The sequence below is a fragment of the Azotobacter tropicalis genome, from assembly GCF_059739045.1.
Genome location: NZ_AP046059.1, coordinates 1,528,110 through 1,542,500, shown reverse-complemented (window position 1 = coordinate 1,542,500; position 14,391 = coordinate 1,528,110). Strand labels below are relative to the sequence as shown.

Below are 14,391 nucleotides of genomic sequence, written 5' to 3'. Positions count from 1 at the left end.
TAAAGGCAAAAGCGCGCTTGACTGCGAGACAGACACGTCGAGCAGGTACGAAAGTAGGTCTTAGTGATCCGGTGGTTCTGTATGGAAGGGCCATCGCTCAACGGATAAAAGGTACTCCGGGGATAACAGGCTGATACCGCCCAAGAGTTCATATCGACGGCGGTGTTTGGCACCTCGATGTCGGCTCATCACATCCTGGGGCTGAAGCCGGTCCCAAGGGTATGGCTGTTCGCCATTTAAAGTGGTACGCGAGCTGGGTTTAGAACGTCGTGAGACAGTTCGGTCCCTATCTGCCGTGGACGTTTGAGATTTGAGAGGGGCTGACCTTAGTACGAGAGGACCGGGTTGGACGAACCTCTGGTGTTCCGGTTGTCACGCCAGTGGCACTGCCGGGTAGCTATGTTCGGAAAAGATAACCGCTGAAAGCATCTAAGCGGGAAACTTGCCTCAAGATGAGATCTCACTGGAGCCTCGAGCTCCCTGAAGGGCCGTCGAAGACTACGACGTTGATAGGTGGGGTGTGTAAGCGTTGTGAGGCGTTGAGCTAACCCATACTAATTGCCCGTGAGGCTTGACCATATAACACCCAAACAATCTGGCCCCCGACAGGGCGGTGCAGGGGTGAGGTCGAAGCCGACTGAGCCGAAAATTTGGCTGAACCGCAAAGCCACCGAGACTGCAGTATCACATGCCTGATACGGGATGGCGCCTGACCGCGACGTCCCCACCGAATTGCTTGACGACCATAGAGCGTTGGAACCACCTGATCCCATCCCGAACTCAGCAGTGAAACGACGCATCGCCGATGGTAGTGTGGGGTTTCCCCATGCGAGAGTAGGTCATCGTCAAGCGCCTATCCCGAACCCCCGAGCCGCAACAGACGGCTCGGGGGTTTTTGTTTGGTTAGGTATTTCTCCGGACCAGGATAGGGAAATTTGAACCGCCCCGGAAATCTCGGAGGCTCTTTGGTTTGAGTTATGCCGCCAGGGCTGACTCGTCGAGTTGTCGATAATACGTCGCTTCAGCTTCCGCTGGCGGTATGTTGCCGATCGGCTCCAGCAGTTGACGGTTGTTGTACCAGTCCACCCAGGTCAGCGTGGCCAGTTCCATGACCTCGCGGTTCATCCAGCACTGGCGATGAATCACCTTCGCCTTGTGCAGGCCATTGATCGTCTCGGCCAGGGCGTTGTCGTAGGAGTTCCCCACACTGCCCACTGACGGCTCGATACCCGCCTCCGCCAGCGGGTCGAGACATACTGCACCCCCTTCTCTATCACTATGATGGATCAGCCCGCCCCGTACCATCTGACGGGCATACAGCGCTTGCTCCAGGGCATCCCACTCGAAATCGGTACGCGCCGAACTGGAGACCTTCCAGCCGACGATCCGTCGGATGAAGACGTTGATGGCGAAGGCCACGTAGAAAAAGCCCTGCCAGGTCGACACATAAGTGAAATCCGATACTCACCATGTATTCGGCCGGTTGGCCGGAACTGGCGATTGACATGATCCTACGGGCAGAAGCGGCGGTCGAGCTCCGCCTGGGCAAAATACGCCGAAGCCTTACGCAGGATCTTGTTGGCCTGATGCAGCTCACACACTTCCCGCTCGAGTGCCTTGATCCATTCACGCTCGGGCGTCGTCTGCTCCTTGCGCAGTCCGGTATCGTGTTTGGCCTGTCTTGCCCAGCGACGCAGCGTCTCGGTCGTGCAACTGATCTTGGCCGCTGGAATTGATCGCCACCCGCTGCGACTCATGCTCGTCCTGATGCTTGAGCACCATATGAACCGCTCGCTGCCAGACTTCAGGGAAATACTTCGTGGCTGTCTTCATGGTTCCATCCTCTCCGAGGTTGGAGTCTTCGGGAAACCTGGGACAGTTCACTCCTCCTCAGAACGTGTATGGTGGGCTGCATTTGCCCTGACAATCCGAGCCGGCGTGTTGATCAGGGCAAAAGCAGCCACATTACAATAGCGGCGAGCTTTCAAGCTAATACACCAGCATGCCTACCTAACTTTGGGTGGCGTCCATATAAAGGGCTTAAAGCGTATCAGCCCGAAAGTCTTCGAGACTGCCAGGACAAGATCAATAGCCGATAGCTTGCTTGCAGCAACTACGTTGCCTGGTCTATTCATAAAAATTTTCATCTAACCTATTGTGTGAAAAAAGTTTTTCTGTAGAATGCGCGCCATCTTCGGAGCGTAGCGCAGCTTGGTAGCGCGTCTCGTTCGGGACGAGAAGGTCGCTGGTTCGAATCCAGTCGCTCCGACCATTCCCACCAATTCTGGATTATCTAGAATTGTAAAAACACCCGCCTTAGTGCGGGTGTTTTTGTTTTAAGCCTACTCACGCCTTGGTCTTATGACTGTAGCGCTTCTGAAGCTGAATTCGGTAAACGGAACGGCTGTTCTACAACACCGGCCTGGCTAATGTTTCTAACGAAGATACTGCCAAGATCTCTCATCTGTAGGGATTTGCTCTGCTTTCCGTCGCGATCAGCAATTGTGGGGTATTTAGGTTGGCTAGGCGTGGGTCCTCTGACGGACATTGCAAGCATGTAGCTCCATTGGTCAGAAAGATCCGGCGCGGGCTGCGCTCGCCGTCCTGCCAGGCCCGTTCAAGGGCTGCCAACAAGCTTTTGGGTAGCAAGCAGAATAGCGGCTCCCATTGCTTTCCTTGACGCACTAGTAGGGGCTGCTGGGGGTGAGATGCAGCAGTCCGGCGCATGGCATACAAAAGTGCCGCATCAACCAGGGGAGCATCGCAGGGCAGTACTAGCAACTGAGAATGGCGAGCTACCGTCAGTCCAGCGCGGATGCCGGCCAGAGGGCCGGGAAAATCCGGATTGTCGTCATGCACCACGCGGTCGGCATAGGCCGCATAGCGCTCAATATTGCGATTGCAGGAAATGATTAGATCGTCGGTGAGAGGTCGGGTCAGCGCATGCAGGTGAGCGATCAGCGGTTTGCCGCGCCATTCCAGCAAGCCCTTGTCTCGACCGCCCATGCGTTGTCCGCGGCCTCCAGCCAATAGCAGCACGGAGCAGGGGGCAGGGCAGTGGTGGCGGTCATCGAATGGCTCCTGCGGTGGCTTGTGGTATAAATCCGGCCCGACTTTTCCACAACACAGGAAGGCAGCATGAGTCACAAGGTTGAGGCGGCCTTCGTGCCGTTGAACATCGCAGTATTGACCGTCAGTGATACTCGCACCCTGGGGACCGATACCTCCGGCCAATTGCTTGTCGAGCGCCTGAGTGCCGCCGGGCACAGGCTGGCGGCACGGCTACTGCTCAAGGACGACTTGTACCATATTCGTGCGGTGGTCGCCGCCTGGATCGCCGACAAGGATGTGCAGGTCGTGCTGATTACCGGAGGTACCGGTTTCACCGGGCGTGACAGCACGCCCGAAGCGGTGGTTTGCTTGCTCGATAAGCAGGTCGATGGTTTCGGCGAGCTGTTCCGGCATATTTCCATGAAAGAGATCGGTACCTCTACAGTGCAGTCACGCGCACTGGCCGGCTTGGCCAATGGCACCTTGGTCTGCTGCCTGCCGGGCTCGACGGGAGCGTGTGCCACGGCTTGGGACGGCATCCTTGCCGAGCAGCTGGATGCTCGCCATCGGCCTTGCAGCTTTGTACCTCACTTAAAACCGGTACCGCTTTGTGGAGGCCGCGAGTAGGCCGATGAAAAAGTCCGCGCTGATGTCCGTTGAGGCGGCTCTCGAATGCCTATTGCAGCTGGCCGAACAAGAGCCGATCAGTGACTCCGAACGAGTGGCGCTGGACGATGCCGAAGGGCGTGTGCTGGCCGAGCCTCTGATCTCTCCCTTGGATCTGCCGCCCTGGCCGAACAGCGCCATGGATGGTTATGCCCTGCGTCTGTCCGACTGGACGGGCGAGCCGTTGGTCGTCACCCAGACGATCTTTGCCGGGCAGGCGCCGGAGCCCCTGCAACCCGGCACTTGTGCGCGCATCTTTACCGGAGCACCGGTTCCGGCAGGCGCAGACTGCGTCGAGCTTCAGGAAAATACTGAGCTGTTTGAGGATGGACGAGTACGTTTCCCCCAGGCTCTGCGTCCGCGGCAGAATATTCGCGAGCAAGGCCAGGAAGCTCGTCGCGGCGAAACCGTACTGGCTGCAGGTACCCGCCTGGGACCGGCGCAGCTGGGTCTGGCCGCCTCTCTGGGGAGTGTCGAGCTGTCAGTGCTAAGGCGTCCCGGGTGGCGCTGTTGTCCACCGGGGACGAACTGGTCGAGCCTGGCCGACCGTTGGGACCGGGCCAGATCTACAACAGCAATCGTACCCTGCTGCTCGGTTGGCTGAGGCGTCTGGGCTGTAGCGTTCTGGATGCTGGCATCCTGCCCGATGATCTGCAGTCGACGCGTACCCGTCTTGGCGAACTGGGGGCCGTCGACCTGATTCTCTCGACCGGCGGGGTGTCGGTCGGCGAGGCGGACTGTCTCGGTCAAGTCCTGCGCGAAGAGGGTGAGCTGGCCTTGTGGAAGCTGGCCATCAAGCCAGGAAAGCCGTTGACCGTCGGCCGTTATCGCGGCATTCCCGTGGTCGGCTTGCCGGGCAATCCCGCGTCCTCGCTGGTCACTTTCGCTCTACTGGCTCGGCCTTATCTGTTGCGTCGTCTCGGGGTGCAGGCCGTGACACCGCTGACTTTCTTGGTGCCTGCCGGCTTCGCCTGGAACAAGCCCGGCAAGCGTCGCGAATATCTGCGCGCACGCCTGGAGGAGGGGCGTGCCGTGCTCTATCCGAACCAGAGTCCCGGCGTACTGCTCAGTGCCGCCTGGGCCAACGGGTTGGTCGAGATACTCGAGGATACGACCCTGGCCGAAGGCGATCCGGTGCGCTTCATTCCGCTGAGCGAAGTGCTCGGCTGACGGTTCGTGCCTCGAGGCACCGGTTATCCTTCCGTCATCCATACTGGGATGAAAGACTCTCCGAGGTGAGCGATGGCTGAGCGCAAGGCATGGCTGATATTGCATGGCCGGCAGGCGACAAACGAGGAACTGCGAACCGCTATCCTTGCCCAGCGCAAGGCGGGCTGGGACATCGCCGTACGTCTGACCTGGGAAGCCGGCGATGCCCGCCGCTTGGTCGAAGAGGGACTGGCCGCAGGCTATCGGACGCTCATCGGCGGTGGGGGAGATGGCACCCTGCGCGAAGTGGCGGAGGCCATGGCCTTGGCCGGCAGCGAGGCCAGTCTGGCGATCCTGCCGCTGGGACGGCCAACGATTTCGCGCGCGCAGCAGGCGTGCCTTTGACGCCAGCAGAGGCTTTGGCCCTGCTGGACGTCGTACCCAGCCCGGTGGACCTCGGCGAGGTGAATGGCCAGTTGTTCCTCAATATGGCCACCGGCGGTTTCGGCTCGAAGGTCACCGCGAATACTTCCGAAGAGTTGAAGAAGGCCCTTGGTGGCGCTGCTTACCTGCTCACCGGGCTGACCCGTTTCAACGAGCTGCGTGCCTCCTTCGGGCGTTTCCGCGGGCCGGACTTCTGCTGGGAGGGCGAGTTTCTCGCGCTGGGCATCGGTAATGGGCGTCAGGCCGGAGGCGGCAACCTGCTTTGCCCCGGTGCGCTGGTGGACGACGGTCTGCTCGATCTGTGCATCGTGCCGGCGCCGGAGAATGCGGAAAGCCCGCTCAGCACCTTGGGGACGCTGATTTCCCTGCGCATCCTGGGGGCGGAAACTATCTCTATCGGAGCGCGCCTGCCGTGGATCGAGGTCGAGGCGCCGGAAGGCCTCGACCTGAACCTGGACGGCGAGCCGGCCAACAGCCAGTCCTTGCGTTTCACCACCCGTGCAGCTGCCTTGCGAATCCATCTGCCGGCCGACTCGCCCCTGCTGAGCGGCAATTCCGGGCCGGTGCTTCCCGTGACCGAAGAGGCCCCGCCCGTCGCTTGATCTATTGATCGTCGAAATAGCGCTCGTGCCATTCCACCAGGGGTTGCGGGGCGTTGAGCTTGTGTCCGTAGATCACCGAGTAGGACAGCACGTTCTGCACGTATTGACGGGTCTCGTCGAAGGGAATGCTCTCCACCCAGACGTCGAAGGCCAGGTGATCGGCACCGCGCAGCCACTGGCGCACGCGCCCCGGCCCGGCGTTGTAGGCTGCGGAGGCGAGTACCCGGTTGCCGCCGAACTGGGCATGCACCTGACTGAGATAGGCTGCGCCGAGCTGGATATTGGTATCCGGGTCGAAGACCTGGCGCGGCGAACTCAGCGGAATACCGAATTTGCGCGCGGTTTCCTGGGCAGTGGCCGGCATCAGCTGCATCAGGCCGCCGGCGCCGACGCCGGAGCGGGCATCGCTCATGAAGGCGCTTTCCTGGCGGGTGATGGCGAACACCCAGCTCGAGTGCAGGCCGCGAGTCCTGGCGGCGCGGGTCAAGCTGCCCTGATGGGCCATCGGGAAGCGGATATCCAGATCGTCCCAATACTGGGCCTGGCTGATGGTGCGGATGGCCGGGAAATACCAGCCCATGTCATAAGCCAGCTTGGCTTGGGCGACCATTTCCTCGCGACTGAACAGGCGGCTGACGTGATACCACTCGCGGCGCGCATCGACGACCTGCCCGCGTGCGTAAAACTCCAGTGCCCGGCAGATGCCGGCGGTGTTGCGCACCTTCTGCATTACCCGCGGATCCAGCGCCATCGGCTTGTGGTTCAGCTGGTAGGGCACCTGGATGCGATCGGCCGCGAGAAATCCGTAGAAGTCCCGCTCGCGGGCGACCGGCTGGTAAAGTCCGGTCGGTTGCTGGCTCTGCGGCTGGGCCAGTTGCAGGCTGCGTGCCTGCCAGTAACGCCAGCGGTTGCTGGTGGCGAGTTCCTGCGGCATCTGCCGGGTCAGTTGGTAAGCCTCGTCCCAGCGTCCCAGGCGCAACAGCAGGCGGGCTCGCCATTCGGCCACGGTCTTGTCGCGCAGCTCCGGATCGTATTTGGCCATCACCTCGAGGGCTCGACTGTCGAAGCGCTTGGCCAGGGCCAGGCCGATTTCCCGGGCGATCGCCACTTTCTCCTCGTTGGAGAACCGCATGCGCTGGGCGTAGCCATCGAGCAGGGCCAAGGCCTTGTCGGGATCCTGGCGGGCCAGGCGGCGCAGGCCGAGGCCGACCACGTCGCCCATGCGTTCGCTGGCCGGGGCGAAGCGCGAAGTCTGGCTCAGCAGCATCTGTGGCTTCTGCGCCACCTCCACCATCAGCAGACCTTCGCGCTCGAGGCCGGGCGTGCTTTTCGCCAGATGCGTGGCCAGACCGTAGTTGCGTGCGTCGGCAGCCAGGCGCAGACGCTGCCAGCGCTTCTGCTCGCTCAATTGGCCGTCGGCGGCCCAGAGCCCGAACAGCGTGTCGCAGGCTTCGGGTTGCGACTTGCCGACCAGCCAGAGTTTTTCGGCGAGGGCATGACCTTCGCTCTTGCGGCCATGGGCGAGCTGATACTGGCCGTACAGGCAGTCGAGTTCGGTGAAGTTCAGTGCCGGATCGTAGTAGTTGACGAAGGTCCGCCAGTCTCCGCGCTCGGCCAGCCAGCGCAGCCAGCGCAGTTTCATCCAGCCGATCTGCGGCAGATCACCATGCTCGGCGAGGAACTCCTCGATTTCCCCGTCGCTGGCGGTTTTCAAGCGGGCGGTCAGCTCCTCGTAGGCCAGGTGAGGCTCCAGCGGGTAGTCGCGCAGGGCCTGGCGGTTGCGCAGGTAGGGACCGGCATCGCCCTTGGCCAGTGCCTGCTTGGCCTGGTCGTAGAGGATGCGCTGCTCGCCGAGCGAGGCCGCTGCGGCAAGGGGAGTGGCCAGGGGGGTCAGGGACAGGCAGAAAAACAGGCTGAGCAATCGACTGCGCATGACTCTTCTCGGGGAAGGAGTGGCGACGGAATTTCGGCTGGTGGAACTCTTGTCTAGTTTAGCTGTAGCGCCCCATTCATTGACAGCGCACCGAAAAGCCAGACAGGGCTGCGCGCGCGAATGGGCGGAGCGGGGCGTAGTCGGTGCTCGGGCCTGATAGAATGCGCGCCGATTTTCCTCGAGGCCCTGCCCATGACTCTGCTCAAGTTCACCGACGTTTCCCTCGCCTATGGCGCCATGCCGTTGCTCGACAAGGTGTCCTGGCAGATCGCTCGCGGCGAGCGGGTGTGCATCATCGGCCGCAACGGCACCGGCAAGTCCAGCATGCTGCGCCTGGTCAAGGGCGACCAACAGGCCGACGACGGCGAGATCTGGCGCGCACCGGGGCTGAAGATCGGCGAGTTGCCGCAGGAGCTGCCGCGGGCCGACGAGCGCACCGTGTTCGATGTGGTCGCCGAGGGGCTGGCTGGGGTCGGCGAGCTGCTCGCCCAGTATCACCACCTGAGCCAGAACATCCACAGCGACGCCGACCTGGAGAAACTCACCCACGTCCAGCAGGAGCTGGAGGCCAAGGACGGCTGGCGCCTGCAGCAGCTGGTCGACAGCACCCTGAGCCGCCTGCAGCTGCCGGCCGACAAGACCCTCGCCGAACTCTCCGGCGGCTGGCGCCGGCGCGTGCTGCTGGCCCAGGCACTGGTCTCCGAGCCCGATCTGCTGCTGCTCGACGAGCCGACCAACCACCTCGACATCGGTGCCATCGCCTGGCTGGAAGAGGCCCTGAGCGGCTTCAACGGCGCCGTGCTGTTCATCACCCACGACCGTGCCTTCCTGCAGAACCTGGCCACCCGCATCCTCGAGCTGGACCGCGGTCACTTGATCGATTGGAACGGCGACTACGCCAGTTTCCTGGTACACAAGGAGCAGCAGCTGGCCGCCGAGGAGACCGCCAACGCGCTGTTCGACAAGCGCCTGGCCCAGGAGGAGGTGTGGATCCGCCAGGGCATCAAGGCCCGCCGCACCCGTAACGAAGGCCGCGTGCGCGCGCTCAAGGCGATGCGCACCGAGCGCGCCGAGCGCCGCGAGCGGCAGGGTAAGGCGAACTTCCAGGTGGAGGCGGCGGAGAAGTCCGGCAAGCAGGTGATCGTCGCCGAGGACGTGACCTTCGCTTACCCGGGCGAAGCACCGCTGATCCGCGACTTCTCGATGGTCCTGCAGCGCGGCGACCGCATTGGCCTGCTCGGTGCCAACGGCACCGGCAAGACCACCCTGCTCAAGCTGCTGCTCGGCGAATTGCAGCCGACCAGCGGCCGCATCGACATTGGCACCAAGCTGGAGGTGGCCTATTTCGACCAGCTGCGCCACCAGTTGGAGCCGGAAAAGACGGTGATCGACAACATTGCCGAGGGCCGCGAGTTCATCGCCATCAACGGCCAGAACCGCCATGTGCTGAGCTATCTCGGCGATTTCCTGTTCAGTCCGCAGCGCGCGCGCACCCCGGTCAAGGCACTGTCCGGCGGCGAGCGCGCGCGCCTGCTGCTCGCCAAACTGTTCAGCAAGCCGGCCAACCTGCTGGTGCTCGACGAGCCGACCAACGACCTCGACGTGGAGACCCTGGAACTGCTCGAAGAGATCCTGCTGGACTTCCCCGGCACCGTGCTGATGGTCAGCCACGACCGGGCCTTCCTCGACAACGTGGTGACCAGCACCTTGGTGTTCCAGGGCGACGGCCGGGTTCGCGAGTACGTCGGCGGCTATCAGGACTGGCTGCGTCAAGGCGGTTCGCCGCGCCTTCTAGGCGTGGGCGAGCGCCTGGAGCAGGGCGGGACGTCGAAGAAGGAAGCACCGGCTGCCACTGCCATGGCGGAAACTGCCAGCTCGTCGACCGTTTCCAAGAAAAAGCTGAGCTATAAACTGCAGCGCGAGCTGGAGGCGCTTCCCGCCCAGATCGATGCCGTGGAGGCGGAACTGGCCGAGCTGCAGAAGCGCATCGCCGATCCGGCCTTCTACCAGCAGCCGGCAGAGCAGACCAGCGCCGCCCTGGCCCGCCTGGAGGGCCTGCAGCAGGAACTCGACCGCCTGCTGGAGCGCTGGGCGGAGCTGGAGGAGGGCTGACCGGCTCGCCGCAGCTTTTTCCCAGCGACCGGCCGGAAGATACCCATGGCAATCGACTACCGCATCACCCTGGATGACTGGCACGCCTTCAGCTATCGCATCGAGCTGGAGCGCGGCTACGACCATGCGCATGCCCAGGACGCGCCAGGCTGGACGCGTCTGGGCTACCAGCAGTGCAGCAACTGCCCGCTGAACCCGGAGCAGTACAGCCACTGCCCGGCGGCGCTCGACCTGCAGGGGTGATCGAGGATTTCCAGGGCCTGCCGGCGTTCCAGAAGGCGCAGGTCTGGGTACGCACGGCGGAGCGGGAATACCGCAAGCAGGTCAGCCTGGAGGAGGGCGTACGCTCGCTGCTCGGGGTGATCATGGCCACCAGCGCCTGCCCCCGGCTGGCCCGCCTGCGGCCGATGGCGCAGCAGCATCTGCCGTTCGCCAGCCAGCAGGAGTTCGCCCTGCGTGCGGTGTCCCTCTACTTGGCGCGGCAGTACTTCAACTCCCGGGAGCGGCGCCATGCCGACTGGGAGCTGAAGGGCCTGGTGCGTCTGTTCCAGCAGTTGCAGCTGGTCAACCAGGCCTTCTGGCAGCGCATCCATGGCACCTGTGGCAGCGACTCGAACCTCAAGGCCTTCCTGACCTTCTTCTCCATGGCCTCCAGCATGAGCTATTCGCTGGAGACCCAGCTCGCGAAGATCCGTCCGCTGGTGATGAGCGCCGGCGAGGACTGAGACTGCCCCCTCGTCCGCCGGGAAGAGGGGGCGCCGGTCATTCGGGCTTCTTCAGACGCACGGCCAGCACGTCGCAGGGCGCGCCGTGCAGCAGGTCGTTGGCGGTGGAGCCGAGCAGCAGGGCAAGGCCGTGGCGGCCATGGCTGCCGACCACGATCAGATCGCACCCCTTCTCCAGCGCCAGCTGGTGGATCTCCTGGCGCGGCTGGCCGAAGAGGATATGCCGCCGCTCGGGCAGCAGCTCCGGATACTGGCCGGCAAAGGTCGTGACCCGCTCGCGCGCCTGGTCGAGCTGTTGCTGCTGCAGGGTCGACAGGTCCATCGGCACGTCGCCGCCGAAGGCCATGGCCATCGGCTCGACGACGTGCACCAGCGACAGCTCGGCCTGGAAGCGGTTGGCCAGATCGATGGCCTGGCGGATGACCGGATGGCATTCGTCGGTGAGATCGACGGCGGTCATGATGTGTTGGTAAGGCATGGTGGTGTCCTGTGCGGTGAGCCTGCCTCAAGTATGACGCGCCGGTGTGAACAGAGAAGCCTCCGGCGGCACTAACGCGCGATTCCTTGAGCCATGGCAAGGCCGTACCGGGGCCGCGCCTGGCATGGCAGGCTACCGACGGCCGTGCCCATATTATTATGTTTTTTAACTATCAACTGCTGGCTTCCTATAATTTCATGGTCGTTGACGGTGCAAGCGCCCTTTGCTGAAATGCCCCTGCTTAATTGTTAATTCAATTAACTAATTGGGCTTCCGGATAACAAACGATAAGAAAGGAAACGACCATGATGACGCTGGCTTTGCTTGCCGGGCGCCTGCTACGCGCCGCCTTCTGCTCTCTCCGCCTTCCCGGCACGGCCCGACTCCGGGCTGCACCTTCCTCTTTCTCGACACTCAGGTCATAACCCGGCGATTTCGCCTCGCGATAGCGGCGGTCGACGCGGTAATCCCTGATCTTCCCGGGCGCCGGCATGGGCCGGGGCGAGCGGCCGCCTGTCCGAATCCTGCAAAAGGTGATTTCGATGAATACGGTAGGGAAAGAGTCTCGTCGTACTTACACGACCATTGCCTTGTGTTTTGTCGTCGCCCTGCTCGAGGGCATGGACCTGCAATCCGCCGGCATCGCCGCGCCGGGTATGGCCGTCCAGTTCGGCCTGAACTCGACGATGATGGGCGCGGTGTTCAGCGCCGGCATCCTCGGCCTGCTGCCCGGCGCCCTGGGCGGCGGCTGGCTGGCCGACAGTATCGGCCGCAAGCGGGTGCTGATCGGCGCGGTGATGCTGTTCGGGCTGTTTTCCATCGCCACCGCGCTGGTCTGGGACCTCTACAGTCTGCTGGCCGCGCGCTTTCTGACCGGCGTCGGCCTCGGCGCCGCGCTGCCCAACCTGATCGCCCTGTCCTCGGAAGCGGCGGACGCACGTTCCCGCGGCACCGCGGTCAGCTTGATGTACTGCGGCGTGCCGCTGGGTGGGGCGCTGGCGGCGCTGGTCGGCATGGCCGGCTTCGCCAGTGGCTGGAAGGCGGTGTTCTACGTCGGCGGCGTGGCGCCGCTGTTGGTTGCGCCGCTGCTGCTCCTGTGCCTGCCCGAGTCGGCGGCCTTCCGCGCGCAGCAGAATGCCCGGGGCGGCGCGTCCGCGGCGCCGCGCGTCACCCTTTGGCAGGGGCTGTTCCAGGAGGGCGCGGCCATGCCGACTCTGCTGCTGTGGATCAGCTACTTCTTCACCCTGATGGTCGTCTACATGCTGCTCAACTGGCTGCCTTCGCTGCTGGTCGGCCAGGGATTCACCCGTCCCCAGGCCGGCATGGTGCAGATCCTCTTCAACATCGGTGGCGCCACCGGCTCGCTGCTGCTCGGGCTGTTGCTGGATCGCTGGCGTCCGCTGGCGCTGGTGGCGCTGACCTACGCCGGCATCCTCGCCGCCCTGGCCGGTCTGGGCCTATCCACGGCATTCGTCAGCATGCTGCTGGCCGGTTTCGCCGCCGGTTTCTTCGCCGTCGGCGGACAACTGGTGCTCTACGCGCTGGCGCCGCTGTTCTATCCCACCGCGGTGCGCGCCACCGGGGTCGGCGCCGCCGTGGCGGTCGGCCGCCTGGGCTCGATGAGCGGGCCGCTGGTGGCCGGGCAGATGCTGGCGATGGGCACCGGCGCCACCGGCCTGCTGCTGGCTTCGGCGCCCGGCGTGGTGGTGGCCGCGGCGGCGGTGTTCTACCTGCTCGGCCAGCGCCGCGCCGAGGGCGTGACCGCCTGACCAGGATGGCGGGCCGCGAGGGAACGGGTCCGCCGACCCCGCTGTTTCTCCACTGCCGCCACTCCGACCGGAGCGGCACGCTCCGCTCGCGCGGCGGCGATAGATAACAAGAACAACAAAGGTAACCGACATGCTCGACACACGACGGGGCGCGGCCTGCGCCACCGCGCTGCTGCTCGCCCAGGGAACGGCACAGGCGGGCGGCTTCATCGAGGACAGCCAGGGCAGCCTGATGCTGCGCAACTTCTACTTCGACCGCGACTACAAGGGCGAGTCCAACGTCTCCGCGCGTCGCGAATGGGCGCAGGGCTTCATCCTCAATATCAAGTCCGGCTTCACCGAGGGCCCGGTCGGCTTCGGCCTCGACCTGCAGGGCATGCTCGGCGTCCAGCTCGACTCCTCGCGCGACCGGGTCGGCACCGGCCTGCTGCCGGTCCAGCGCGGCAGCGGCGAGGCCGCGGAGGAGTATTCCGAACTGGGCATCACCGGCAAGGTCCGCTATTCGAAGACCGAGCTCAACGTCGGCACCGTGATGCCGCGCCTGCCGATCCTGATCAGCAGCCCGGCCCGGCTGCTCTGGCAGACCTTCAAGGGCGGCCACCTGCGCTCCCAGGACCTCCCCGGCTTGAGTCTGCAGGGCGGCTACCTGAACCGCATGAACCAGCGCGACTCCACCGACTACCAGAAGATCGCCATCGCCGCGCCCAACGGCCGCTTCGACGGCACCGCCGAGTCCGACGAGTTCCTCTTCCTCGGCGGCGACTACGCACTGAACAAGAGCCTGACCCTGAGCTACTACCACGCCCGTCTCGACGAGATCTACCAGCAGCACTACCTGGGTGCCATCCACCAGTTCAAGCTGGGGCCGGGCGAGTTCAAGACCGATTTCCGCTGGTTCCTCAGCGACGAGGAGGGCGACGGCAAGGCCGGCTCGGTGGATAACCAGTACGTCGGGCTGAACCTCGGCTACAAGCTGGGCGGGCACCGGCTGACGCTGGGCGGCGCGCTGTCCAGCGGCGACTCGGCGATGCCCTACATCGCCGGTTCGGAGCCGCACCTGATTTCCGAGTACGCGCTCAGCTCGGAATTCCTCAACGCCGACGAGCACTACTGGAACGTCCGCTACGACTACGACTTCGCCGCGCTGGGCATCCCCGGACTGACCGGCATGGCGCGCTTCATGCGGGGCACCAACGTCGAGCTGCCGGCGCGCCTGGGCGGCGGCGGGCGGAGCGAGAGCGAGCGGGATCTGGAGCTGTCCTACGTGGTGCAGTCCGGGCCCTTGAAGAACCTGGCATTTCGCGTGCGCAACGCGCGCTACCAGAACAGCTTCGCGGCCAACGCGACGATGCGCGACGACAACGAGACGCGGGTCAACGTCGACTACACCTGGAAGCTCTGGTAGGTCCGGGGTCGAAAAATGCAAAAATAATTAATTGACATAACTAATTTTCAGGCGCTA

At 63.8% G+C, this 14,391-nt stretch carries 7 protein-coding genes, 1 tRNA gene, 2 rRNA genes and 4 pseudogenes (1 of these 14 cut by a window edge); 10 read left to right on the top strand and 4 right to left on the bottom strand.

The features are described 5' to 3' along the window. Window positions 1-579 (top strand): 23S ribosomal RNA (locus tag Atro_RS07185); it begins 2,312 nt to the left of the window's first position. A gap of 156 nt (window positions 580-735) precedes the next feature. Beyond that, a 5S ribosomal RNA gene (gene rrf / locus Atro_RS07180) occupies window positions 736-851 on the top strand. Window positions 852-975: 124 nt separating this feature from the next. Here the strand turns inward: rrf and Atro_RS07175 are convergent. Continuing rightward, window positions 976-1,833 (bottom strand): annotated as a pseudogene (locus Atro_RS07175) (transposase). A 362-nt stretch (window positions 1,834-2,195) separates the two neighbouring features. Here Atro_RS07175 and Atro_RS07170 point away from each other — a divergent pair. Further along, window positions 2,196-2,272: transfer RNA gene (locus tag Atro_RS07170), tRNA-Pro, on the top strand. A gap of 188 nt (window positions 2,273-2,460) precedes the next feature. Here the strand turns inward: Atro_RS07170 and mobA are convergent. Beyond that, entirely contained in the window at window positions 2,461-3,006 is a 546-nt protein-coding gene (mobA, locus tag Atro_RS07165) for a molybdenum cofactor guanylyltransferase MobA (protein ID WP_497927037.1), read from the bottom strand. 132 nt (window positions 3,007-3,138) lie between these two features. Here mobA and moaB point away from each other — a divergent pair, with 132 nt between their 5' ends. From moaB to yegS, 3 genes and pseudogenes are all read left to right on the top strand, one after another. Further along, on the top strand, window positions 3,139-3,678 hold the full coding sequence (moaB, locus tag Atro_RS07160) for a molybdenum cofactor biosynthesis protein B (protein ID WP_497927036.1): 540 nt from the start codon (window positions 3,139-3,141) through the stop codon (window positions 3,676-3,678). Between the two features lie 4 nt (window positions 3,679-3,682). Beyond that, window positions 3,683-4,887 (top strand): annotated as a pseudogene (locus Atro_RS07155) (molybdopterin molybdotransferase MoeA). A gap of 72 nt (window positions 4,888-4,959) precedes the next feature. Beyond that, a pseudogene (yegS, locus tag Atro_RS07150) lies at window positions 4,960-5,912 on the top strand (lipid kinase YegS). 1 nt (window position 5,913) lies between these two features. On the opposite strand, the gene Atro_RS07145 reads toward yegS, so the two are convergent. Continuing rightward, entirely contained in the window at window positions 5,914-7,845 is a 1,932-nt protein-coding gene (locus Atro_RS07145) for a transglycosylase SLT domain-containing protein (RefSeq protein ID WP_497927035.1), read from the bottom strand. A gap of 192 nt (window positions 7,846-8,037) precedes the next feature. Here Atro_RS07145 and Atro_RS07140 point away from each other — a divergent pair, with 192 nt between their 5' ends. Both Atro_RS07140 and Atro_RS07135 read left to right on the top strand, forming a co-directional pair. Beyond that, entirely contained in the window at window positions 8,038-9,957 is a 1,920-nt protein-coding gene (locus tag Atro_RS07140) for an ATP-binding cassette domain-containing protein (protein WP_497927034.1), read from the top strand. 45 nt (window positions 9,958-10,002) lie between these two features. Then, a pseudogene (locus tag Atro_RS07135) lies at window positions 10,003-10,682 on the top strand (DUF6901 family protein). Between the two features lie 37 nt (window positions 10,683-10,719). On the opposite strand, the gene Atro_RS07130 reads toward Atro_RS07135, so the two are convergent. Further along, on the bottom strand, window positions 10,720-11,160 hold the full coding sequence (locus Atro_RS07130; RefSeq protein ID WP_497927033.1) for a universal stress protein: 441 nt from the start codon (window positions 11,158-11,160) through the stop codon (window positions 10,720-10,722). A gap of 542 nt (window positions 11,161-11,702) precedes the next feature. On the opposite strand from Atro_RS07130, the gene mhpT reads away from it, so the two are divergent. Together mhpT and Atro_RS07120 are read left to right on the top strand one after the other, a co-directional pair. Continuing rightward, entirely contained in the window at window positions 11,703-12,929 is a 1,227-nt protein-coding gene (mhpT, locus tag Atro_RS07125; RefSeq protein WP_497927032.1) for a 3-(3-hydroxy-phenyl)propionate transporter MhpT, read from the top strand. A 130-nt stretch (window positions 12,930-13,059) separates the two neighbouring features. Then, complete coding sequence (locus Atro_RS07120; protein ID WP_497927031.1) at window positions 13,060-14,334, top strand: OprD family porin; 1,275 nt, start codon at window positions 13,060-13,062, stop codon at window positions 14,332-14,334. The last annotated feature ends 57 nt before the right edge of the window (window positions 14,335-14,391 follow it).

Bases quoted from the DNA above. Each gene is read 5' to 3' on its own strand.
- mobA (WP_497927037.1), bottom strand. From the start codon at position 3,006: ATGGGCGGTCGAGACAAGGGCTTGCTGGAATGGCGCGGCAAACCGCTG.
- moaB (WP_497927036.1), top strand. From the start codon at position 3,139: ATGAGTCACAAGGTTGAGGCGGCCTTCGTGCCGTTGAACATCGCAGTA.
- Atro_RS07145 (WP_497927035.1), bottom strand. From the start codon at position 7,845: ATGCGCAGTCGATTGCTCAGCCTGTTTTTCTGCCTGTCCCTGACCCCC.
- Atro_RS07140 (WP_497927034.1), top strand. From the start codon at position 8,038: ATGACTCTGCTCAAGTTCACCGACGTTTCCCTCGCCTATGGCGCCATG.
- Atro_RS07130 (WP_497927033.1), bottom strand. From the start codon at position 11,160: ATGCCTTACCAACACATCATGACCGCCGTCGATCTCACCGACGAATGC.
- mhpT (WP_497927032.1), top strand. From the start codon at position 11,703: ATGAATACGGTAGGGAAAGAGTCTCGTCGTACTTACACGACCATTGCC.
- Atro_RS07120 (WP_497927031.1), top strand. From the start codon at position 13,060: ATGCTCGACACACGACGGGGCGCGGCCTGCGCCACCGCGCTGCTGCTC.